This window comes from Variovorax sp. 05N34 (genome assembly GCF_056397405.1).
This window is the reverse complement of sequence record NZ_JBFTNI010000001.1, coordinates 268595-289744: the sequence shown is the minus strand read 5'-3', so window position 1 is coordinate 289744 and position 21150 is coordinate 268595. Positions and strand designations below refer to the sequence as shown.

The window sequence follows — 21150 nt, the reverse complement described above, 5'->3', positions numbered from 1 at the left end:
CGCTTCGGGTGCGCCACTGACATTTGCAAGCCGTGGGAACGGTTTTGCGGCCTCTGCCGCGCTCGTCAAACGCTTCAGCTGGTCACGCGCCCCAACTGAAGCTCACGCAGGCGCTTGATGTCGCGTGCAGGCGGCAAGCCGAAGAAACGGCTGTATTCGCGATTGAACTGCGACTGGCTTTCATACCCCACCCGGTGCCCTGCCGTGGCGGCGTCCACGTCTTCGCTGATCATGATTCGTCGCGACTCCTGCAGGCGCAGCTGCTTCTGGAACTGCAGCGGGCTCATCGCGGTCACCGCCTTGAAATGCTGATGCAGCGATGACACGCTCATGTGGACTTCGTCCGCGAGGTCTTCCACGCGAAGCGGCTCCTGGAAGCGACGCGAGAGCACGCCGATCGCCTGGGCGATGCGCTGGCTGTGGCCGTCGACGACCGCCATCTGGGCCAGCCGCCAGCCATCCGGCGATTTCATCACCCGGTACAAGATTTCCCGCGTGATGAGCGGCGCCAACGCGGGGATGTCTTCGGGAGAGTCGAGCAGCCTGGTCAGCCGCAGCACCGGGTCCAGCAGCGTGGTCGACAACTCGCCAGTGAAGATGCCTCGCTGGGACGCCCGCTTCGGAAGCGCCTCACCCAGCCTCATCTCCAGCGCGAGCGCTGCGATGTCCTTGACGTCAAAGCTCAGGCGCAGGCCCAGGTACGGTGCTTCGGGCGATGCATCGACCACCTGCCCTGCCACCGGCAGGTTCTGCGCCACGACGAGATATTGGCTGCTGTCGTAGACGTAGACCTCGTCGCTCAGCAAAACGCGCTTGCTACCTTGCGCCAGAACGCAAAACGCCGGCTCGTGCATGGAGTGAACGGGATGCTGCACTTGCGACGCCCGGCCCAGCATCAGGCGCGGTATGGCCGTTTGATGGCCGCCGTCAGTGACCGTGATGCGGTCGATCATGGCGGCAAGTTCGGCCCTCATCACGGTGGTTTGCAGTTGATCGTCAGGCCGATCGCTGCGCAATGCATTGTGGGTGGATGTCAGCATGGACCGAAGCTTAGGCATCTTGACGGCGCTTGTCTCCACTTGCAGGAGTCAGCCGGAGAATCGGGCAAACATCTTCAATAATTCTGCAAGGCGGGCTTGCATCACGGCACCTTCCGGTATGAGACTGGACGACTCACACGGAGGACTGCCATGACCAACCCCACCGCACTCCAGGCCACCGTCGAAGCGATCGCCCAGAAGGGCAAAGGCATTCTTGCCGCCGACGAAAGCGGCCCGACGATTGCCAAGCGTTTCAAGACGATCGGCGTCGATTCAACCGAGGAGAACCGGCGTGCATACCGAAGCCTGCTCCTTTCGACGCCGGGACTCGGCCAGTACATCAGCGGCGTCATCCTCTATGAGGAAACGCTGACCCAGCTTTCAGACGATAGCGAGCCGCTGCCTCGGCTTGCGGCGAGACAAGGCATCGTGCCCGGGATCAAGGTCGACGCGGGCAAGATCCCGCTCGCGCTTTCGCCCGGCGACGAGATCACCCAAGGGCTGGACGGGCTCGCCGAACGCCTCGAAAGCTACAAGCAACATGGCGCACGATTCGCAAAGTGGCGCGCCGTCTACAACATCAGCGACACCCTCCCCGGCCGCGCAGCCGTCAAAGCCAATGCCGAGGCTCTGGCGCGCTATGCGGCGGTCTGCCAGGAGCTCGATGTGGTGCCGATCGTCGAACCCGAAGTGCTGATCGACGGCAGTCACACCCTGGCGCGCTGCGCCGAGGTCACGCAAACGGTTCTGCGCGAAGTCTTCCATGCGCTGGATCGCCATGGCGTGGCGCTCGAACACATGTTCCTCAAGCCGAGCATGGTGATTCCGGGCAAGTCCCAGGCGCGGCAATCGAAGTGCGACGAAGTCGCGGCGCACACCCTGCGCGTACTGCGGCGCACCGTGCCGGCCGCGGTGCCGACCATCAACTTCCTGTCCGGCGGACAATCTCCCGCCGAGGCGACAGCAAATCTCGACGCGCTGAATCGACTGGGGCCGCACCCGTGGCTCCTGAGCTATTCGTACGGACGCGCATTGCAGGACCCGGCGCTCCAGGCGTGGCAGGGCCGCCCTGCCAATGTCGGCGCGGCACAGCAGGCATTGCTCAAGCGCGCACGGCTGAATTCCGCCGCGAGCCAGGGGGCATACAGCGCAGATATGGAAGATGCAGCCGGCGCGCCAGCGCATCGTTGAATCTTTACCGTTGACCATTTGATCGTCGATTGCGATTGCGATTGCGGTTGCGATCTACCAAGACATGTCTTAGCATCCGGCAGCCGGAAAACTACGACGCGTCTTGGTACCTTGCATGAGCAGAACCCAACCTCCTCCCGATTCAGCACACTGCGCCATCCGCCTGCGTGGGGCCGTCACCCTTCTGGCCCGGCGCTTGCGCCCTTCGCCGCAGCAAGGCGGCCTCAGCGCGGCAAAGCTGAGTGCAATTGGCCAGCTCTACCGCGCCGGCGCAATGACGCCGACCGATCTCGCAGCGCGTGAAGGCGTCAAGCTTCAATCTCTCACGAGGCTGCTGGCAGAGCTCGAAGAAGACGGCTGGATCGCCCGCAAGGCTCATGCATCCGACGGGCGCCAATCGCTGCTGAGCCTGACCCGGACGGGCTCGAAGCGACTCGCAGCCGCCGTGCACGCGGGCGAAGCTTCGCTGGCCAAGGTCATCGGCACCACGCTCGGAGATCACGAACGCGCCGTGCTGCTGGAGGCTTGCACGTTGATCGAAAGCATCTCCGAGGTGCTCGCCGCTGAGACACACGACGCGGAGGCCGCATGAGCTGGTTTTCGATGGACGCCGAAAAGCGCCACCATGGGCTGCAGCTCGCCGCCGCGGTCGTGCTCGCCTATTTCGTTTCGAGCCTGGCCGGTCTGCCCGAGCACTTCTGGGCAGTCATGAGCACGCTCATCGTGATGCGGCCGAATTCGGCATCCACATTCGACGCCGGCTGGGATCGCGCCAAGGGCACGCTGATCGGTGTGACTGGCGGGCTGATTGGTGTCTACCTGCAGCACATGGGCGCCCATGCGCTGGCGACGACGCTCACGGTGGTCGTGCTGCTGTCTTTCGCCAGTGCCGCGAGCCCTGGGCTGCGCAGCGCTCCAGTCGCCGCGTTGATCATTCTTGCGGCGGGAGGCCTGCCGGGCCATTCGCCGTTGCAAGTGGCATTGCTGCGGGTGGCGCAGATTCTCATCGGCGTGGCCGTCGCGATGGCGATCGCCATGGCCTCTTCGAGGTACCGTGCCGGCGACCGTCTTCGAGCAGGTTGCGCGACGTTGCTTCGACGCTTGGCGCATCTCCTGCAGCAAGCGGATGCGCGCGCGGCGCGCAACGAGTCCGACGCGGAGAAAGCAGGCGCGGCTGTTCGCGCGGCGCTCGATCGGCTGACGACACTTGCAGCTAGCGCCGATCGGGCATCACGGTTCTTCAAACGCGCGGATGTTGCGGCCGACGGGCGGCACCACAGGAACATCGTCGGCTTGACCGGCCGCATCGTGCAGGACATCTCGCTGCTCAACCGCGTGCTGCGCGTCAAGGGTGAGCAGCAGCCGCTTCGTTGCGCGGGCGAAGCGGCGCAGGCCGTCAGCGCCGGGCTCGCAAGCGTCGCGGACGTTCTCGCCGGGCGCGGCCAGCCCGATCTGGCCGCCTTGCGCGCTACGACCCGCGCGCGCGGCGAAGATGCTCCCGACGCATTGCTCGCCGCCCCGTTGCGTCTTCTGCTCGAAGATATGCAACGTCTCGCCCGAGTGGCCGAGCAGCAACAGACCTGACCCGCTGCGTGCGGGCTGCCCCCGCCGGAGTTGTGCCGCCATTCTGTGGATAACACTGTGTGAAGTCGCGGGAGTCGCCTACGGGTCGCGTGTATCCACGCGGGTTCCCACCGCATTGCCTCCTGAATGAGCAGCGGGACAACAGGAGATTGGCAAGGCGTCGTCAGTTTGATCGCTAAGCTACATCCGTGCACCAGATCGCGCAAATCGCGCAAAAAACCAACCCCGATTTCCTGCCATGTCCAGCCCTCTTCCCGTTCTTTCGCTTCTTGAAACCCGTGTGCTTGGCGTGCTCGCTGAAAAGCAGCGGACGGTGCCCGACAGCTATCCGCTCACCCTCAACGCGCTGGTCGCGGGCTGCAACCAGAAGACCAGTCGCAACCCAATCCTCGAGATCACGGATTCGGACGCCCAGAGTGCGATCGAAAGCCTGAAGGGCCTTAGCCTCGTGCAGGAAACCAGCGGCGGCCGCGTGTTTCGCTACGCGCACAACATCGATGGCGTGTTGAGGATTCCATCGCAATCGATCATCCTGCTGGCCGTGCTGATGCTGCGCGGACCGCAGACCGCGGGAGAGCTTCGCATCGCCTCAGACCGCATGCACAACTTTGCCGACATCTCGTCCGTTGAAGGCTTCCTGGATGAAATGGCCGAGCGGCCTGCTGGCAGTCTTGTCGTGAAATTGCCGCGCCTGCCCGGCTCGCGCGAAAGCCGCTGGACCCATCTCCTCGGCGGCGAGCCTGCGGATGTCTTGGCCTCGCCAGCAGCTTCCACGGGCGCCGACGAGATCTCGTTGAGCGAAGTCGCCGCGCTCAAGGCCCATGTCGCGCGGCTGGAGACCGAGCTCTCGAAAATGAAAACCGTGGTGACGCGGATATGTTCGGAATTGGGCATGTCGGAAATGCCCGATATGCCCCATATGCCCCATATGCCCGATACGCCCCATACACCTGATGCCTCTTGAGGCACCACGGCAGCTTCAACGTACGTCGCGTCGCGCCAGCAGTACGTTTCCGCCCGTGGTGTTGAACGAGATGGTCGGCGCGCTGAAGTCACTCAGCGGCGCCCCCAGGCCTATTTCGCCGCTGCCATGCAACACGCATTCGTCGCGCCGCAGTGCGATCTCGCCGCTGGCGCCAGCCGTGCCATGAAAGCGCACCCAGGTGCCGTACGTGCTGACATCCACGAGCACGCAGCTGCCATTGCGCGATTCGATGCGTGCATGCAGGCGTGAAACGCGGGGATCGTTGACCACGAATTGCGCCTCGTCGACCCGGCCCAGGTGAATGGGCAACTCTTCGGCCCGAAACATCGAGCGCACGTCGAGCCAAGCCAGCTCGATCTGCCCGAAGGATGAATCGGCGGCTCGCGCCGACTGAACCAGCGAAGCCGGCATCGTCAGGAACTCGGAGACCTCGTCCTGCCAGTCGATCCTGTGAACGATCGGCATCTCGTTCTTGCCGCGAATGTTGATGGGGCCGAGGCTGCGATGACGGACTTCGCCGCCATGGAATTGATCGATGACGGATTCGGTCGCCCAGATCTGGCCGGGGCCTGCGAGATCGCTCAGGCGCGATGCCAGGTTGACGGCGTCGCCATAGCAATCGCCATCGACCTGCACGATTTCCCCGCTCGCGACGCCGATCTGAAGCTCCATGCGCAGAGGCGCAGGCCAGGTTTGCAGCCGCTTCTGATGATTGCGCTGCATTTCAAGCGCGGCACGGGTGGCCGTGATCCCGTTTCCGAACACGGCCAGCACGCCGTCGCCGAGCGTCTTCACGACCCGGCCACTGTGGGATTCACACACACCGCCAATCCATTGGGTCAGCCGAGTCACCGTCTCGGTCGCGCGCGCGTTTCCCATGGCCTCGAAGACCCGGGTACTCCCCGTCAAGTCAGCAAATACGACAGTGGATTCGGCGCCCATGTGTGCAGTTTTTGGTAGCTCTCGCTTCCGGATTATGGCAAAGGAGCAAAAAAAGACGGCCTTCCGGAGCCAAATCGCGCGACTTCAGCTTGAACCTGTTGCTTTTTCATTTTGGCGGGCCCTGGTTGCAACTGTTGCATTTAGACAAGTAACACTTCCGTACTCTTATTGGACCAAAGCTTGAAGTGAATCGTGAAGTATGTTGTTTTTAAACGCGAAATGTCGTTTCGCCTCTTGTGCGTGAAAGGGGGCCGCCGTAACGTACTCACTCATCAAGGCTCTCGGCACCCGCCTTTACGCAATGGTCTCCCTCAGCAGGTTCTTCCGCATTCTGTCTCTCCCAGGTTTCGGCTCGCGTCGTTCCGCGGACCGTCAGATGGGTCGGATTCGCACCGCCATGCTGTCGCTCCTGCAGGTTCACGGGGGGCACTCGGTGCAACGTGTTGCACAGCGCGTGCGCTTCGCGGGCGACCTCGAGGCGCTTTGGTATCTGCGCCAGGATGTGCTGACGGCGCTGAGCGCGGTCGACGGTGAAGTCGCAGCGCGACGCCAGATGCGCCAGATCAATCGCCTGTTCAAGGGCGGCCTCCCGCACACGATGGGTCCGAGGACCCACCAGCGCATCACCACCTGAGCCGAGCGACGCCCAGCGCTCGAGGTTCAACGTCAACGCTCAATGAGCGTGGCGATGTCCCCAGACCATGAAGACATCGCGCCCGTCGGCGGCAATTTCCACCTCTGCGCCGACCGGCAGCAGAACCTTGGTCGGCACGTGACCAAAAGGTAGCCCGGTCAACACCGGCGCCTTGATCAACTCCCGCAATCTCGCCGTCACGGTCTGCATGCCGAAGCCGCGATCGTGCGGCACCTTTCGGACGCCCGTGAACTGTCCAAGGATCACCGCTTTCTGGCGCGCGAGAACGCCGGCGTGGCGCAACTGATCGAGCATGCGTTCGATGCGATAAGGATGCTCGTTGACGTCTTCCAGGAACAGCACGCCCTTGTCGATCGTCGGGAAATATGGCGTTCCGAGCAGGCTGGTCAGCACGCAGAGATTGCCTCCCCACAGCACCGCGCCGTGAATGCCGCGAAACGAGCCCACGTCGGCCGCGTCGCGCGCCGGCATCCGCCAGCCGGTGCCTTCGCCCTGGCCGCACAGCAGATCGTCGAAGCAGGCTTCCATGATGTCGTCCGCGCCTGCTTCCGCGCCGAAATCTTCGCCGATTGCCGGGCCGGCCCAGGTCACGCTGCCGGTCTTCGCCAGCAGCGCGCTCTGGAAGGCAGTGAAATCGCTGAGTCCGACGAACTCGGTGCCTCGGTGAATGGCCCTGGCAACGGCCTTGTACGGAATCGCGTCGAGGATGCGTGTCAGCCCATACCCGCCACGTGAGATGAGCGCCACGTCGGCGCCGCTGGCCGCAGCACGCGAGATGGAGGCCAGCCGAACGGTATCGTCGCCGGCAAAGCGCTGATGGGTGGCAAGCGCGGCTTCGTCGATCTCGACCTCGTGGCCCAATGCCTGGAGGCGCTTGACGCCCCGCTTGAAAGCGGCCTTGTCGCGCACCACACTGGACGGCGAATAGATATAGATGTGTTTTTTCACGGGGCGAAGTATCCCATCGCATCCTTGGCGATTTGTGCCGCCTGCGCTGCCGAAGGGCCCGAGACACGTCTTTGAACGGCCCCCAGCGCTCGGAGGCCGGCCTCATAGCCGCGGTCAGCGAACGGTGCTCGCCATGCATCGGCGGCCTGGGCGCCTTCGTCGGGCGCGCAAAGCACCTTGGCAAAACGCCCGGGAGCCGCATCGACGAGAAGCGAGGCCAGCCCGGACGCGCCCGCGCTATGCACCAGCACGAGCGGTCTGGCGTCGAGTTGGTCGATCCATTCGAGCAGCACATCGCGGTGCCACTCCAGCCGATGGATCGCCTCGCGCTTGGGCTTGTCGCTCTTGCCGAAGCCGATGAGATCCGGCGCCAGGACGCGAAGCTGACCGAGACTGGCAAGGTGCCGAAAGAAGTAGCTCCATTCACCCGGCCCGTGCAGGCACAGGAGCGCGAATGGTCCCTCGGTGGGGCCTTCGTCGAGGTAGTGCATCCTCCATCCCTGCAGGCTCGGGAGGTCGCACACGTAGTGCGATTCGAAGGGGTAGTCAGCCAGCGCGCTGAAACGTTCGGCTGGCGTGCGCAAGGCGTCGTCGCGCAACGGTTCGGCTGCTTCGCGCAGCGCGCCGCGGCGACCGCGAAAAAACCCTTGCAGAAGCTCCTGGCATTGCGCCGCCATCACCCCGCCTTTGACGGCAGTGTGGTGATTCAGTTGCGATTGCGCGAACAGATCAAGCACCGAGCCCGCCGCGCCGGTCTTCGGATCGCTCGCGCCGAACACGACACGCTTCAGCCTCGCATGCAACATGGCGCCGGCGCACATCGCGCAGGGCTCGAGCGTCACGAAGAGCTCGCAGCCATCGAGGCGATAGTTTCCGAGCGCCTCCCCTGCCGCGCGCAGCGCATTGATTTCAGCGTGCGCGCTGGGGTCGTGCAGCGCGACGGGGGCGTTGCGTCCGCTGGCGATGAGCACGCCGTCCTTGATCACCACCGCGCCGACCGGTACTTCGCCGGCGTCCGCGGCCTGCCTCGCCTCCGCGAGCGCCGATTCCATCCAATGCGCGTCAGTTGTCATCCGGCATGGAACGCGGCTGCTGCGCCGCTTCGATGGATTGCTTGATCTGCTGCTGAATCTGCTGGCTCTGGGCACGAACGTCGCCGGTCGGCGCGGCCCCAGTCGCCGCGGCGGCGCCGGCCGGCAAAACGGGAGCGGCGACCACGTTCAACTGCTTTTTCACGAGCACCCCGGCAATGAGCAGCGCCATCAGAAGTCCGATGAGTCCAAGGGCGCGCATCTCAGATCTCCTCCGCCTTCATTCCGTCGGCCACGGCCATGCCGAGACGCTTCATCCATCCGGCGAGCGCCCTTTCGTCGGACGAGCCCACGCTGTATTGCGCGTGCATGGCCGGATGCGACTCCTTGCGATGCTGATTGAGCTTGAGCTTGCACTGGAGCGCAGTCACGCGCAGTTCGAACCCCACGATGCCGTTGAGCATCTTGTTCTGGAACTCCTCGCCCAGGTCGCGCCACTGCTGCGCATACGCCGGCTCGTGCTGGCCGATCAGGCGCTTGAGGAGCGCATCCTTTTCGGCAGGTAACTCGATCAGGCTTGCCTCGACCGTGCAGTGCACGGCCAGGTAGTTCCAGGTCGGAACTCGCGCAAGGTCGGGATACACAGAAGGCGACATGTAGGCGTGCGGGCCGAGGAAAGTCACCACGGCCCTGGGCCTTTCATGCAGGTAGCGCCAGTGCGGGTTGGGCTTGGCGCAATGCCCCAGCAGCACCAGTTCGCCGGAGGGTCTTTCGTCCGCCACCAGCGGCAGATGGCTGACAAAGGGCAATCCTTCGTCGTCGGTCGAAATCAGGCTGGCAAAGGCGTGCGCGCGCATCAACTCCAAGGCGATTGCGCGATCGGTGGCATTGAACTGCGGAGGCATGTACATGGTTCGGACCCTGCGGAAGCGGAGAAAGGAACGCCCGATTGTCCCCGAGCAGCCTCGTTGCGCGCACCATCCGCGAAAATGGTCGCCATGAGTGTTTGCAGATTTCCGGCAGCGGCCGCCCTCCTCCTCTTTTTCGCGGCTGGCATCACAGGCTGTTCCACCACGGTCCATCAATCGCTTGGCGAAGCGCGCATCGAATCGCTGATCGCCCGCATGACCGTCGAAGAAAAAGTCGGCCAGCTCAGCCTCTACGCGCCCGCCGGCGTGGACATCGTGGCCAACCCGCAAGCCGCAAAACAAAGCGTCGACCAGCAACTGGCCGACATCCGCGCCGGCCGCGTGACGGGCCTCTTCAACGACGAAGGCCTTGAAGGCAAACGGCAAGCGCAGCAAGCTGCCGTCAATGAATCGCGCCTGGGCATTCCGCTGATCTTCGGCGCGGACATCATCCATGGCTTTCGCACCGTGTTTCCGGTCCCGCTGGCCGAATCGGCGAGCTGGGAGCCGGCGCTGGCAGAGCGCACGGCGCGGGCTTCGGCGCAAGAAGCCAGTGCCGATGGCTTCCGATGGACTTTTGCACCGATGGTCGACATCGCGCGCGACGCGCGCTGGGGCCGCGGCGTCGAAGGCGCTGGCGAAGACGTTTACCTCGGCCGCCAGTTCGCGGCATCGCGGGTGCATGGCTTTCAGGGTGCCGATCTGTCGCGCGCGGACTCGATGCTCGCCACGCCCAAGCATTTCGCCGGCTACGGCGCCGCCGAGGGTGGACTGGACTACAACACCGTCGACCTGTCGGACCGAACATTGCGCGAGGTCTATCTGCCGCCTTTTCGGGCGGCCATCGACGCCGGCGCGCTGTCGATCATGAGCGCCTTCAACGAGATCGGCGGCATTCCGTCGAACGCCAATCCATCCTTGCTGACGGGCGTGCTGCGCGACGAATGGCGTTTTCAGGGCTTCGTCGTGTCGGACTACACGGCCGACGAAGAGCTCATCGCGCATGGCTTTGCCGCGGATGGGCGGGAAGCGGCGCGGCGCGCATTCCTCGCCGGCACCGACGTCAGCATGCAGAGCGGCTTGTACATGAAGTACCTCCCGGCGCTCGTGGCGGCGGGCGAGGTGCCGAAGTCGCGGCTGGACGAAGCAGTCCGCCGTGTGCTGCGCGTCAAGACGAAGCTCGGATTGTTCGACCAGCCCTTCCGTGGCCTGGACGACAAACCGACAGGCCCCCGCTTCGACATGGCTGCACATCAGGCGTTGGCGCGCGAAGCGGCGACCCGCTCCATCGTGATGCTCAAGAACGAGGGCGATCTGCTGCCGCTGCCCAAATCCGGCAAGAAGATCGCCTTGATCGGGCCCTTCGCCGGCACGTCGGACCTGTTCGGCCCATGGCGCATTTTTCCGGATCAGGCGCCGCCGGTCGGCATTGAAGATGCACTGCGCAGCCGCCTGTCTTCGCCCGATTCGCTGACGGTGGTGCGAGGTTCGGACGTGGACGCGCCCCTCGAAGGCGGCATTGCCGCGGCAGTGGCAGCCGCCAAGGATGCGGATGTCGTCGTGCTGTCGATTGGTGAAAACGAACAAATGTCCGGCGAATCGCGGTCACGGTCGGACATCGAAATCCCCAAGGCCCAGCAGGATCTCGCGGATGCCGTGGCTGCGACAGGCAAGCCCGTGGTGATCCTCCTGCGCAATGGCCGGGCACTCGCACTCGAAGGCGCTGTGCGGGGCGCCAATGCGATCGTCGTCACCTGGTTCCTGGGCTCCCAGACCGGACCCGCCATCGCTGACGTGCTCTTCGGCGATGCAAATCCGTCCGGCCGCCTGCCCGTGAGCTTTCCGCAGACACCGGGCCAGGTGCCCTACTACTACAGCCACAAGCGCACTGGCCGGCCGCAGCTCGCCAACGCGCCAGCGCAGATGTACAAGGCTCGCTACCTGGACGCCACCAACGACGCGCTCTACCCCTTTGGCTATGGGCTGGGCTATGCGCGAGTGCGCTATGACTCGCTCGAACTCAAATCAGGGCGCATGAATTGGAATGGCAAGCTCGATCTGCGCGCGCGCGTGACGAACACCGGCGCACGCGACGCGGACGAAGTCGTGCAGCTCTACATTGGCGCCCGGGCCGCGAGCGTGACGCGACCTGTGCGCGAACTCAAGGGTTTTCGCAAGGTGCGGATCAAGCCCGGTCAAACGGTCGATGTGGATTTCACTTTGTCTCGCGCCGACTTGATGTTCATCGGTCAGGACCTGAAGCCGACCGTCGAGTCCGGTTCATTCGACTTGTGGGTGGGCCCCTCGGCCACCCAGGGCCTCAAGAGCAGCTTCGCGCTGGCTCCGGACCCGGAATCTCAATCGCAATGGCAGTCCCAAGTGGAATCAGATTGATCTCGGCGAGCACGCGGTTGGCTGCCACCTGATCACCGATCGCCACGTGCAGGGCCGCAAGTCTCCCGCTCGCCGGAGCGATATGGACGTGCTCCATCTTCATCGCCTCCAGCGTCACGATCGCCTGGCCGGCCTTGACCTGCTGCCCCGCCTCGGCCGATATCGCCACCACGCGACCATTCATCGATGCCCGCAGCTTGCCGTCTCCGCCGGCGTCGCCCTGCCGGACCGAGGCGGCGCGCGTCTTGTCTTCGATACGGAACGACAGACCGCGATAGCCGATCAGGAGCGCCGGTCCGCCTCGATGGTAAGCAACACCTTCGACCACGCCATCGCAGATGAAGCGCACGGCCTCATCGCTGAGAGACATGAGTTCGACCTCGTAGCTTTTTTCGTTGAAGGTGACTTCGAAGCGCTGTTGAGAGCCGACCAAGCTCGCATTGCAAGGTTTTCCGTCGATCTCGAAGCGCAAAGAATTTGGCAGGCTGTGCCACATGCGACGTTCATTCGACGGGGGACGATGCTCCACGCTTGTCTCACAAAGCAGCACGGCAGCAAGCGCAGGGGCGCGCTCGCGCGCGACAGCGTCGATGGCAAGCAATTCTTCAATGTGCTGGCCGATGAACGCCGTCGTGGCTTGGCCGCTCGCGAATGCCGGATGGGAAATGCAACGCCGCAAAAAGGCCTGGTTGGTCGTCACACCGAGCGCCACCATGTCTTCCAGACCCGACGCAAGCTTGCGTCGCGCCTCATCGCGCGTGCGGCCGTGGCTGATGATCTTCGCGATCATGGAGTCGTAGAACGGCGGTATCTCGACGCCGTCATGCAATGCGTCTTCGACACGCAACCGCTTCGGCGTTCTCCAGAGAGCGACCGTCCCGCTTTGCGGCATGAAGCCTTTGTCGGCGTCTTCCGCGCACAGCCGCACTTCGATGGCATGGCCGTCGAATCGGACTTGCTCTTGCGAAATCGGCAGTGCCTCGCCCGCAGCGATGCGCAGCTGCAATTCCACCAGATCGAGTCCGGTCACGGCCTCGGTCACGCGGTGCTCGACCTGTAGCCGCGTGTTCATCTCCATGAAGTAGAAATTGCTTTCGCGGTCAAGCAGGAATTCAAGCGTGCCTGCGCCTTCGTAGCCGATCGCCTTTACCGCTGCCAGTGCAGCCGCACCCATGCGTTCGCGAAGCTCGGCGTCCACCGCGGGTGACGGCGCTTCTTCGATCAATTTCTGATGACGGCGCTGCACGGAACAATCGCGTTCGCCAAGATGAATCGCATTGCCGTGGCGATCCGCAAGAACCTGGATTTCGATGTGGCGCGGCTCGACAATGGCGCGCTCAAGGAGCACATCCGCATTACCGAAGGCGCTCTGCGCTTCCGACCGCGCGCTGCGCAGCAGGCCTGAAAACTCGTCCGCGGACGGGACGAGCCTCATGCCCCGACCTCCCCCGCCCGCCACTGCCTTGATCATGACGGGAAAGCCGATGCGTGCCGCTTCCCGTCCGAGGCAATCTTCGCCCTGATCATCGCCCTGGTAGCCCGTGATGCACGGCACGCCGGCTGCCTGCATCAACGCCTTGGCGGCGGCCTTGTTGCCCATCGAGGCGATCACCTCGGCCGATGGGCCGATGAACACCAGCCCTGCATCCTTGCAAGCTTGCGCAAAGTCTTCGTTCTCCGCAAGAAATCCGTAGCCCGGATGCACCGCATCGGCACCCGTGCGTTTCGCGGCTTCGATGATGGAAGGAATGTTCAGGTAGGACTGCGCCGGAAGCGGCTCGCCAATGCAGACGGCCTGGTCAGCCTCTCGCACGTGGCGAGCGAGCCTGTCTGCGGTCGAATAGACCGCCACCGTGCGATAGCCGAGAGCGCGAGCGCTTCGAATCACGCGCAATGCAATTTCGCCTCGATTGGCGATGAGCACCTTGTGGAAAGGCGTGGCGTGCGAAATGGATGCGGGTGCTGTCATGAATGGTTTCAGGACTCAGCCTGCTCAAGGACGGGCCACGGAAAACTGCATCTGTTGCGGCTGGCGCAATTCGGCTTCACGGCAGATTGAAAGCACCGTCGACAGCACGGCCCGCGTATCGCGGGGGTCGATCACGCCATCGTCGAGCACACGCGCGCTGGTCGTGAAGACGCTCATCTGGCTGTCGAAGCGCTCGATGATGCGGCGCTCTAGATCATCCAGCTTTGCCTGGTCGACTTCGCCCTTGCGCTTCATCGCCGCCTCGGTGACGATGACCATCGTCCGCGCTGCCTGCTCGCCGCCCATCACTGCAGTCTTGGCATTCGGCCACGAAAAGCAGAACCGCGGATGAAAGCCGCGCCCGCACATGCCGTAGTTGCCGGCGCCAAAGGAAGCGCCGCAATAGATGGTGATCTGCGGCACCGTCGCGTTGGTCACGGCCTGGATCATCTTCGAGCCGTGCTTGATCATGCCGCCCTCTTCATAGTCCTTGCCCACCATGAAGCCGGTCGTGTTGTTGAGATAGAGGATCGGCGTCTTGGACTGGCAGCAAGCCTGAATGAAGTGGGTTGCCTTCGTCGCGCCGGCCAGATCGATCGGGCCGTTGTTGGTCACGACACCCAATGGAACGCCCTCGATCTTGATGTGCCCGACGACCGTAGCGCTGCCATAGTTCTCGCCGAATTCGAGAAAGTCCGAATCGTCCGCGATGCGCGAAATCACCTGCTTCATGTCGACGGGCCGCTTCGGGTCCATCGGCATGATGCCGAGCAGTTCTTCGGGGTCATGGCGTGGCGGCTTGAAGCGTCGCGGCGGCTCCTGCGGCAAATCGCGGTTCCAGTCGATGTTGGCGAGGATTTCGCGTGCAATGCGGATGGCGTCGCGGTCGTCCTCCGCAAGGTAGTCGCCAAGGCCGGAAATCGAGGTGTGCATCACCGCGCCGCCGAGTTCTTCCTCGGTCGCGATTTCGCCCGTGGCGGCTTTGAGCAACGGCGGCCCGGCCAGAAAAGCCCGCGAACGGTCGCGCACCATCACGATGTAGTCGGACAAGCCTGTTTGGTAGGCGCCTCCCGCCGTCGAAGATCCGTGCGTCACGGTGATCACGGGCAAGCCTGCTGCAGACATGCGCGCGAGATTGCGAAACAGGCTTCCGCCGGTGATGAATTCCTCGACCTTGTAGGTCATCAGATTGGCGCCCGCGCTTTCCACGAGTTGAACGTATGGAAGCTTGTTTTCGAGTGCGAGTTCCTGCACGCGCAACTGCTTCGGTATGCCCATCGGCTGCAGCGCACCGGCGTCGATGCCCGAATCCGACGCATTGACCATGACACGCACGCCCGACACCCAGCCGATGCCCGCGATCACGCCGCCGCCCGCGACACTTTTCTCCAGATCGGCGTTGTCCAGCCCCAGGCCCGCGAGCGATGAAATCTCGAGAAACGGCGTGCCCGGATCGAGCAGAAGGGAGAGCCGTTCGCGTGGCAGCAACTGACCGCGCTTTTCGAAGCGCTCGCGGGACTTCGCCGATGCGGCGATGGTGCGCTGCTCGCAGGCACGCACGCGCTCGATCAGCGCCTTCATGCCCTCGGCATTCGCCTTGAAGGACCCGCTGCCGCACGCAATGGTGGATTCAATGGTGGCCATTCGCCAAGCTTAGGCAACGGCACCTGCCCAGTCTTGTGCGAATTGGCTGCATCAGCTTCAAGCGCGCAAACGGACCGGAGCTTGGAGATCAATGCCACCCGGCCAGCGCCTTCATCGTGCCGGTCGATACCAGCGCGGATAGAACTGCGCCACGCGCGGCCCGTCGGTCGCCAATGCGTGGCAGCCGTCGAGCTGAAATGGCTTCTCCGTGTCCGAAACGGCGAGGGTGTTTCCCGCGAGGGTCTGCACCACCCCGGTCGCCATGGTCCGAAGCAATTCCGACATGTGCGTGCAGCCGCGAATGCCCCCGAAGAGCTTGGAGATGTGACGGTTGAATCCAGCGCCGACGCGCACGCCGATCAGATCTGCATAGTGGGGCGCGATGTCGCCGCAGGCGTCGGGAAACGGCGAATCTTCGGTTGCCGCCACGGCGTCGACAATGAGCGCCGAATCGTCGACCGTCAGCCGCAGCCACATCGAGTGGATCGCCTCGCCGCCGGGTCGTTCGCCGCCCGGAAACTTGAAACTCTGATCGCGAACGTCGCGAAGATGGCCTTCGATGTCCCATAGGCCGTCGTTGCGGCGATACCCACGGATGGTGATAGTGCGGCCGTGGGCGGGAAGGCGCTCGGCGGTAGGTGGAGGCAATGACATGGCAAAAACAAGAATAGCGGCGAACCAAGGCCGGGTCATCATGCCGCAGTGCCTCGCTGGGTGTTTTCGCGCCGGGTGCTTGCCCCCACGCAGCGACTTGGCGCAAGCGTCTGCCGCGCTCCTCGCCTAAGCTTGTTCCTTTCGCAGCCACAGAGTCGCTCGCCACCCATGACCGCGTCCACGCCCATGCCCACGTCACCTCCTGTGCAGAAGACTGTTCGCATCGGAGGCGCCTCCGGCTTCTGGGGGGACAGCATGGTGGCTGCGCCCCAACTGGTGAAACTCGGCCGGCTCGACTATCTGGTCTTCGACTATCTCGCCGAGACCACGATGGCGATCCTCGCCGCGGCGCGCGCCAACAAGCCAGAATTGGGCTATGCGACGGATTTCCTCGACATCGCGATGAAGTCGGTGCTGAAGGACGTCAAGCGCCAAGGTATCAAGGTCGTGAGCAACGCCGGCGGCATCAATCCGCACGGCTGCGCGACTGCACTCCAGGCGCTGGCGGAAGCCGAAGGCGTGACGCTGCGCATCGCGGTGATCGAGGGCGACGACGTGAGCGCACGGATGCCGGAGGTGCGCGACGCCGGCACCAAAGACATGTTCACTGATGAATCGCTGCCCGAGAAAGCATTGAGCGCCAATGCCTATTTGGGCGCACTTCCGATCGCCGCCGCGCTGGCAGCCGGTGCCGACGTGGTCATCACCGGGCGCTGCGTCGACAGTGCCGTCACGTTGGGCCCGCTCATGCACGAGTTCGGCTGGCGCGCGGACGACTACAACCTGCTCGCTTCGGGAAGCCTCGCGGGCCACATCATCGAATGCGGCTGCCAGGCAACCGGCGGACTTCACACCGATTGGAAAGACATTCCGGATTGGGCCCACATCGGCTATCCCATCGCCGAATGCCATGCCGACGGAAGCTTTGTCGTGACGAAGCCGGAAGGCACCGGCGGCAAGGTGATCCGTGCTTGTGTGGCTGAGCAGTTGCTGTACGAGATTGGTGACCCGGGCGAATACATGCTGCCTGACGTGACTTGCGACTTCCGCGAAGTGACTATCGAGCAGCAAGGCGCCGACCGCGTGTACGTGAGCCCGGCACGCGGCCGTGCACCATCTCCCCACTACAAAGTGTCGGCCACACAACTCGATGGCTTCCGCTGCGCCGCAAGCATGGTGATCATCGGTATCGACGCCGAGAAGAAGGCGGTGCGCACCGCTGAATCCTTCATCGAACGAACCAGCGAAATCCTCGTCGACATGGGCCTGCCGCCGTTCACGTCGACGTATATCGAAGTGATCGGTGCCGAGTCGCTCTACGGGCCGCACGCACGCACTCGCCACGTGCGCGAAGTCATGATGCGGGTGGTCGCGAACCATCCCCAGAAGGCGGCGCTGGCCATGTTCGCGCGCGAAATTGCGCCATCGGGCACATCGTGGTCACCCGGCACCACAGGCCCCGGAGGCGGCCGACCGGCGGTGTCGCCGTTGATCAAGCCCTTTGCTTTCTTGCTCGCCAAGAAGGCAGTGCCGGTATCTTTCGTGCTGGACGGTCAGTCGTACTCGGTAACGGTACCGATGAATACGGACGATGTGGGCGCGACTGCCACTTGCGAGCCTCCGCCCTTCGAGGGCGACGGTGGCCAGCAAGTCGAAGTGCGATTGATTGAGCTCGCCTGGGCGCGCAGCGGCGACAAGGGCAACCTGTCGAACATCGGGCTCGTGGCGCGCCGGCCCGAATGGTTGCCCCTCATCTGGTGCCGCATCACGCCTGAGGCGGTGAGCGCGTATTTTGCGCATCTGGTGCATGGAAAAATCGAGCGTTTCTATCTGCCGGGCATCGCCGGGATGAACTTGCTGCTCCACGATGCGCTCGACGGCGGCGGCCCTTCATCGATGCGGATGGACCCGCTGGGGAAGGGTATGGCGCAGATGTTGTTGGACATGACTGTGCCCATACCGATCAGTGAGGCTGGCAAGCTGGTCTGAGCACGGTGACATCAGCCTAGTAGACCCAGTCTGTCGCCGCTTGCTCAGTGCAAGGTGCCAGGTCGTAGCTGCGACCGTGGTCAAGCTGGGTATCAACTGTGTCTCGGCTTCGGCTCACTCCCACTCAATCGTCGCCGGCGGCTTGCTGCTCACGTCATAGGTCACGCGATTAATCCCGCGCACCTCGTTGATGATCCGCCCCGACACCTTCTTCAGCAGCGCATAGGGCAGCTCCGCCCAGTCCGCCGTCATGAAGTCGCTGGTCTGCACAGCGCGCAGCGCCACGACGTAGTCGTAGGTGCGGCCGTCGCCCATCACACCCACACTCTTCACCGGCAGGAAGACAGTGAAAGCCTGGCTCGTGAGGTCATACCAGCTCTTGCCGCTGCTCGGGTCCGTGAAATTGCGCAGTTCTTCGATGAAGATCGCGTCGGCACGGCGGAGCAGGTCCGCGTATTCCTTCTTCACCTCGCCCAGAATACGCACGCCCAAGCCAGGCCCCGGGAAGGGGTGGCGATAGACCATTTCAGGCGGCAGGCCGAGCGCCACTCCAAGCTCGCGCACTTCGTCCTTGAACAGATCGCGCAAAGGTTCCAGCAGCTTCAGCCCCAATTGCTCCGGCAGGCCCCCTACGTTGTGGTGGCTCTTGATCGTCACGGCCTTCTTGCTCTTGGCGCCGCCGGACTCGATCACATCCGGATAGATGGTGCCTTGTGCCAGCCACTTGGCGCCTTTCGCGCCGGCGCTTGTGAGCTTGGCGGCTTCCTGCTTGAAGACGGTGACGAACTCGCCGCCGATGATCTTGCGCTTGGCTTCGGGATCGCTGACGCCCTTCAGCTTGCCCAGGAAGAGCTCACTCGCGTCCACGCGAAGCACCTTGGCGTGCAGTTTGCCGACGAACATGTCCATCACCATGTCGCCTTCGTTCAGCCGCAAGAGGCCATGGTCGACGAAGACGCAGGTGAGCTGGTCGCCGATCGCGCGGTGAATCAGCGCAGCCGCCACTGACGAATCGACGCCGCCTGAAAGCCCGAGGATGACCTCCTCGTCGCCCACCTGCTTGCGAATGGCTTCGACAGCTTCGGCGATGTGATCGCGCATGACCCAGTCAGGTTTGGCGCCGCAGATGCCGAGCACGAAGCGATCGAGGATCGCCTTTCCCTGTTGGGTGTGCGTGACTTCGGGATGGAACTGCAAGGCGTAGAAATGCCGGTCTTCGTCAGCCATGCCGGCGATCGGGCAGCTTTCGGTCGACGCCATCAGCTTGAAGCCGGGCGGCAGCTCGGTGACCTTGTCGCCGTGGCTCATCCAGACGTTGAGCATGCCGTGCCCTTCGTCGGTCGTGAAGTCGGCGATGTTCTCGAGCAGCTCGGTATGGCCGCGCGCACGAACGGCCGCAAAGCCGAATTCGCGTTTGTGGCCGCCCTCGACCTTGCCACCCAACTGATGCGCCATGGTTTGCATGCCGTAGCAGATGCCCAGCACCGGCACGCCGAGTTCAAACACTGCCTGCGGGGCCTTGTCCGTCGTCTCTTCGTAGACGCTGGCGTGGCTGCCCGAAAGAATGATGCCCTTCAGGCTGCCGTCCTTGGCGTAGTCGCGAATCCATTCGTCGGAGACGTCGCATGGATGAACTTCGCTCAGCACGTGGGCCTCGCGCACGCGACGGGCAATCAGCTGAGTGACTTGCGAGCCGAAATCGAGGATCAGGATCTTCTGGTGTTGCATGGCTGACCGATCACTCGGCGCGGTAGTTGGGCGCTTCCTTCGTGATCTGCACGTCGTGTACGTGGCTCTCGCGAATGCCTGCGGTGGTGATTTCGACGAACTCGGCCTTGCTCTTCATTTCCTCGATGGTGGCGCAGCCGCAATAGCCCATGCTCGCGCGCAATCCGCCGGACATCTGATAAACGATGGAGACCATCGAGCCCTTGTAAGGAACGCGTCCCTCGATGCCTTCGGGCACGAGCTTGTCCGCGTTGGGGTTGCCGGTGCTCGACTCCTGGAAGTACCGGTCGGCGCTGCCCTGCTGCATTGCGCCGATCGAGCCCATTCCCCGGTAGCTCTTGTAGCTGCGGCCCTGGAACAACACGATCTCGCCAGGAGCTTCCTCGGTGCCGGCGAACACGCCGCCCATCATGACCGTGCTCGCGCCGGCAGCGATGGCCTTTGCGATGTCGCCCGAATAGCGGATGCCGCCATCGGCGATCAGCGGAATGCCGGTTCCTTGCAGTGCCGTCGCGACGCTGTCCACGGCCATGATCTGCGGCACGCCCACCCCGGCCACGATCCGCGTGGTGCAGATGGACCCTGGGCCGATCCCGACCTTGACCGCATCGGCGCCGGCGTCAGCCAGCGCGCGAGCTGCGTCGCCCGTCGCGATATTGCCGCCGATCACGTCGACCTGCGGATAGTTCTTCTTGACCCAGCGCACGCGCTCGATCACCCCCGCGCTGTGGCCGTGGGCCGTGTCGACGACGATCGCATCGACACCGGCCTTGACGAGCGCTTCGACACGCTCCTCGGTCCCTGCCCCCACGCCGACGGCCGCGCCAACCCGCAAGCGGCCGCTGGCGTCGCGCGCCGCGTTCGGGAAGCTGGTTTGCTTGGTGATGTCCTTGACGGTGATCAGGCCCTTAAGCTCCCAGGAGTCATTGATCACGAGCAGGCGTTCAAGCTTGTACTTGTTGAGCAGCGCCTTGGCGTCGGCAAGCGTGGTGCCGTCGGGCACCGTGATGAGCTTGTCGCGCCGCGTCATGATTTCGCTGACGGGAGCGTCGTACCGGTTCTCGAAGCGCAGATCGCGTCCGGTCACGATGCCGACCACCTTGCCTGCATCGCACACCGGGAATCCGGAAATTCCGAGTTGTTCCGACAGCGCCATAACCTGGCGCACGGTGTGGCTCGGCGTGATCACCACCGGGTCGCGCAGCACGCCCGATTCATAGCGCTTCACCTTCGCGACCTGCGCGGCCTGTTCCGCAGCGGTGAAGTTCTTGTGGACGATGCCGATGCCCCCTTCTTGCGCCATGGCGATCGCGAGGCGAGCCTCCGTCACGGTGTCCATTGCAGCGGAAACCAGGGGGAGATTGAGGGTGATGTTTCGGGAGAGCCGGGTGGCGAGGGAAGTGTCCTTGGGCAGGACCTGGGAGAACGCTGGCACCAGCAACACGTCGTCGAAGGTGAGCGCTTTGCCGAGAAGGCGCATGGGTGAAG

The 21150-nt window shown here is 63.8% G+C and carries 18 protein-coding genes; 7 read left to right on the top strand and 11 right to left on the bottom strand.

All coding sequences use genetic code 11. The features are described 5' to 3' along the window. Positions 1 to 74: 74 nt before the first annotated feature. Entirely contained in the window at positions 75 to 1040 is a 966-nt protein-coding gene (locus AC1DMA_RS01445; protein WP_478143009.1) for an AraC family transcriptional regulator, read from the bottom strand. Positions 1041 to 1190: 150 nt separating this feature from the next. Here AC1DMA_RS01445 and AC1DMA_RS01440 point away from each other — a divergent pair, with 150 nt between their 5' ends. From AC1DMA_RS01440 to AC1DMA_RS01425, 4 genes are all read left to right on the top strand, one after another. Continuing rightward, positions 1191 to 2231, top strand: a complete 1041-nt coding sequence (locus tag AC1DMA_RS01440; protein WP_478143008.1) for a class I fructose-bisphosphate aldolase — start codon at positions 1191 to 1193, stop codon at positions 2229 to 2231. 115 nt (positions 2232 to 2346) lie between these two features. Then, positions 2347 to 2823: a MarR family winged helix-turn-helix transcriptional regulator gene (locus tag AC1DMA_RS01435; RefSeq protein ID WP_478123263.1), complete on the top strand. Its 477-nt coding sequence runs from the start codon at positions 2347 to 2349 to the stop codon at positions 2821 to 2823. Then, the gene (locus tag AC1DMA_RS01430) at positions 2820 to 3815 is read left to right on the top strand and encodes an FUSC family protein (protein WP_478143007.1); all 996 of its coding nucleotides are present in this window, start codon (positions 2820 to 2822) and stop codon (positions 3813 to 3815) included. Before AC1DMA_RS01435 ends, AC1DMA_RS01430 begins: the two co-directional genes overlap by 4 nt. 238 nt (positions 3816 to 4053) lie before the next feature. Then, the gene (locus tag AC1DMA_RS01425) at positions 4054 to 4779 is read left to right on the top strand and encodes a YceH family protein (RefSeq protein ID WP_478143006.1); all 726 of its coding nucleotides are present in this window, start codon (positions 4054 to 4056) and stop codon (positions 4777 to 4779) included. A gap of 15 nt (positions 4780 to 4794) precedes the next feature. Here AC1DMA_RS01425 and AC1DMA_RS01420 read toward each other — a convergent pair whose 3' ends face one another. Then, complete coding sequence (locus AC1DMA_RS01420; RefSeq protein WP_478123266.1) at positions 4795 to 5742, bottom strand: adenylate/guanylate cyclase domain-containing protein; 948 nt, start codon at positions 5740 to 5742, stop codon at positions 4795 to 4797. 376 nt (positions 5743 to 6118) lie between these two features. On the opposite strand from AC1DMA_RS01420, the gene AC1DMA_RS01415 reads away from it, so the two are divergent. Beyond that, positions 6119 to 6376 (top strand): hypothetical protein, encoded by a 258-nt coding sequence (locus tag AC1DMA_RS01415; protein ID WP_478123267.1) that lies wholly within the window; start codon positions 6119 to 6121, stop codon positions 6374 to 6376. 39 nt (positions 6377 to 6415) lie between these two features. Here the strand turns inward: AC1DMA_RS01415 and AC1DMA_RS01410 are convergent, their stop codons facing one another. The 4 genes from AC1DMA_RS01410 to AC1DMA_RS01395 are packed head-to-tail and all read right to left on the bottom strand — an operon-like array spanning position 6416 to position 9287. Then, entirely contained in the window at positions 6416 to 7345 is a 930-nt protein-coding gene (locus tag AC1DMA_RS01410; RefSeq protein ID WP_478143005.1) for an LD-carboxypeptidase, read from the bottom strand. Next, positions 7342 to 8397: a tRNA adenosine(34) deaminase TadA gene (tadA, locus tag AC1DMA_RS01405; RefSeq protein ID WP_478143004.1), complete on the bottom strand. Its 1056-nt coding sequence runs from the start codon at positions 8395 to 8397 to the stop codon at positions 7342 to 7344. The genes AC1DMA_RS01410 and tadA overlap by 4 nt, the downstream gene beginning before the upstream one ends. A 10-nt stretch (positions 8398 to 8407) precedes the next feature. Continuing rightward, complete coding sequence (locus AC1DMA_RS01400; protein ID WP_478123270.1) at positions 8408 to 8608, bottom strand: hypothetical protein; 201 nt, start codon at positions 8606 to 8608, stop codon at positions 8408 to 8410. A gap of 31 nt (positions 8609 to 8639) precedes the next feature. Next, positions 8640 to 9287, bottom strand: a complete 648-nt coding sequence (locus tag AC1DMA_RS01395) for an FMN-binding negative transcriptional regulator (protein WP_478143003.1) — start codon at positions 9285 to 9287, stop codon at positions 8640 to 8642. 87 nt (positions 9288 to 9374) lie between these two features. Here AC1DMA_RS01395 and AC1DMA_RS01390 point away from each other — a divergent pair, with 87 nt between their 5' ends. Beyond that, on the top strand, positions 9375 to 11678 hold the full coding sequence (locus AC1DMA_RS01390) for a glycoside hydrolase family 3 N-terminal domain-containing protein (protein ID WP_478143002.1): 2304 nt from the start codon (positions 9375 to 9377) through the stop codon (positions 11676 to 11678). Here the strand turns inward: AC1DMA_RS01390 and AC1DMA_RS01385 are convergent. From AC1DMA_RS01385 to AC1DMA_RS01375, 3 genes are all read right to left on the bottom strand, one after another. Continuing rightward, positions 11605 to 13647 carry an acetyl/propionyl/methylcrotonyl-CoA carboxylase subunit alpha gene (locus AC1DMA_RS01385; RefSeq protein WP_478143001.1) on the bottom strand — a complete coding sequence of 681 codons (2043 nt, stop codon included), beginning with the start codon at positions 13645 to 13647 and terminating at the stop codon, positions 11605 to 11607. The two genes, AC1DMA_RS01390 and AC1DMA_RS01385, sit on opposite strands and share 74 nt — an antisense overlap. Before the next feature lie 24 nt (positions 13648 to 13671). Then, the gene (locus AC1DMA_RS01380) at positions 13672 to 15291 is read right to left on the bottom strand and encodes an acyl-CoA carboxylase subunit beta (protein WP_478143000.1); all 1620 of its coding nucleotides are present in this window, start codon (positions 15289 to 15291) and stop codon (positions 13672 to 13674) included. Positions 15292 to 15402: 111 nt separating this feature from the next. Next, positions 15403 to 15945: a DUF2889 domain-containing protein gene (locus tag AC1DMA_RS01375; protein WP_478123275.1), complete on the bottom strand. Its 543-nt coding sequence runs from the start codon at positions 15943 to 15945 to the stop codon at positions 15403 to 15405. A 168-nt stretch (positions 15946 to 16113) separates the two neighbouring features. On the opposite strand from AC1DMA_RS01375, the gene AC1DMA_RS01370 reads away from it, so the two are divergent. Continuing rightward, positions 16114 to 17934: an acyclic terpene utilization AtuA family protein gene (locus tag AC1DMA_RS01370; protein WP_478142999.1), complete on the top strand. Its 1821-nt coding sequence runs from the start codon at positions 16114 to 16116 to the stop codon at positions 17932 to 17934. Between the two features lie 114 nt (positions 17935 to 18048). On the opposite strand, the gene guaA is transcribed toward AC1DMA_RS01370, so the two are convergent. Continuing rightward, a complete protein-coding gene (gene guaA / locus AC1DMA_RS01365; protein WP_478142998.1) occupies positions 18049 to 19662 on the bottom strand; it encodes a glutamine-hydrolyzing GMP synthase in 1614 nt (537 codons plus the stop codon). 10 nt (positions 19663 to 19672) lie between these two features. Further along, entirely contained in the window at positions 19673 to 21142 is a 1470-nt protein-coding gene (gene guaB / locus AC1DMA_RS01360) for an IMP dehydrogenase (protein ID WP_478142997.1), read from the bottom strand. Positions 21143 to 21150: the final 8 nt, after the last annotated feature.

What these genes read in the sequence shown, in the direction of transcription:
- guaB (WP_478142997.1), bottom strand. Translation starts at nt 21,142, where the DNA reads ATGCGCCTTCTCGGCAAAGCGCTCACCTTCGACGACGTGTTGCTGGTG.
- AC1DMA_RS01390 (WP_478143002.1), top strand. Translation starts at nt 9,375, where the DNA reads ATGAGTGTTTGCAGATTTCCGGCAGCGGCCGCCCTCCTCCTCTTTTTC.
- tadA (WP_478143004.1), bottom strand. Translation starts at nt 8,397, where the DNA reads ATGGAATCGGCGCTCGCGGAGGCGAGGCAGGCCGCGGACGCCGGCGAA.
- AC1DMA_RS01395 (WP_478143003.1), bottom strand. Translation starts at nt 9,287, where the DNA reads ATGTACATGCCTCCGCAGTTCAATGCCACCGATCGCGCAATCGCCTTG.
- AC1DMA_RS01445 (WP_478143009.1), bottom strand. Translation starts at nt 1,040, where the DNA reads ATGCTGACATCCACCCACAATGCATTGCGCAGCGATCGGCCTGACGAT.
- AC1DMA_RS01400 (WP_478123270.1), bottom strand. Translation starts at nt 8,608, where the DNA reads ATGGCGCTGCTCATTGCCGGGGTGCTCGTGAAAAAGCAGTTGAACGTG.
- AC1DMA_RS01430 (WP_478143007.1), top strand. Translation starts at nt 2,820, where the DNA reads ATGAGCTGGTTTTCGATGGACGCCGAAAAGCGCCACCATGGGCTGCAG.
- AC1DMA_RS01385 (WP_478143001.1), bottom strand. Translation starts at nt 13,647, where the DNA reads ATGACAGCACCCGCATCCATTTCGCACGCCACGCCTTTCCACAAGGTG.
- AC1DMA_RS01435 (WP_478123263.1), top strand. Translation starts at nt 2,347, where the DNA reads ATGAGCAGAACCCAACCTCCTCCCGATTCAGCACACTGCGCCATCCGC.
- AC1DMA_RS01375 (WP_478123275.1), bottom strand. Translation starts at nt 15,945, where the DNA reads ATGTCATTGCCTCCACCTACCGCCGAGCGCCTTCCCGCCCACGGCCGC.
- guaA (WP_478142998.1), bottom strand. Translation starts at nt 19,662, where the DNA reads ATGCAACACCAGAAGATCCTGATCCTCGATTTCGGCTCGCAAGTCACT.
- AC1DMA_RS01425 (WP_478143006.1), top strand. Translation starts at nt 4,054, where the DNA reads ATGTCCAGCCCTCTTCCCGTTCTTTCGCTTCTTGAAACCCGTGTGCTT.
- AC1DMA_RS01440 (WP_478143008.1), top strand. Translation starts at nt 1,191, where the DNA reads ATGACCAACCCCACCGCACTCCAGGCCACCGTCGAAGCGATCGCCCAG.
- AC1DMA_RS01415 (WP_478123267.1), top strand. Translation starts at nt 6,119, where the DNA reads ATGGGTCGGATTCGCACCGCCATGCTGTCGCTCCTGCAGGTTCACGGG.
- AC1DMA_RS01420 (WP_478123266.1), bottom strand. Translation starts at nt 5,742, where the DNA reads ATGGGCGCCGAATCCACTGTCGTATTTGCTGACTTGACGGGGAGTACC.
- AC1DMA_RS01380 (WP_478143000.1), bottom strand. Translation starts at nt 15,291, where the DNA reads ATGGCCACCATTGAATCCACCATTGCGTGCGGCAGCGGGTCCTTCAAG.
- AC1DMA_RS01370 (WP_478142999.1), top strand. Translation starts at nt 16,114, where the DNA reads ATGACCGCGTCCACGCCCATGCCCACGTCACCTCCTGTGCAGAAGACT.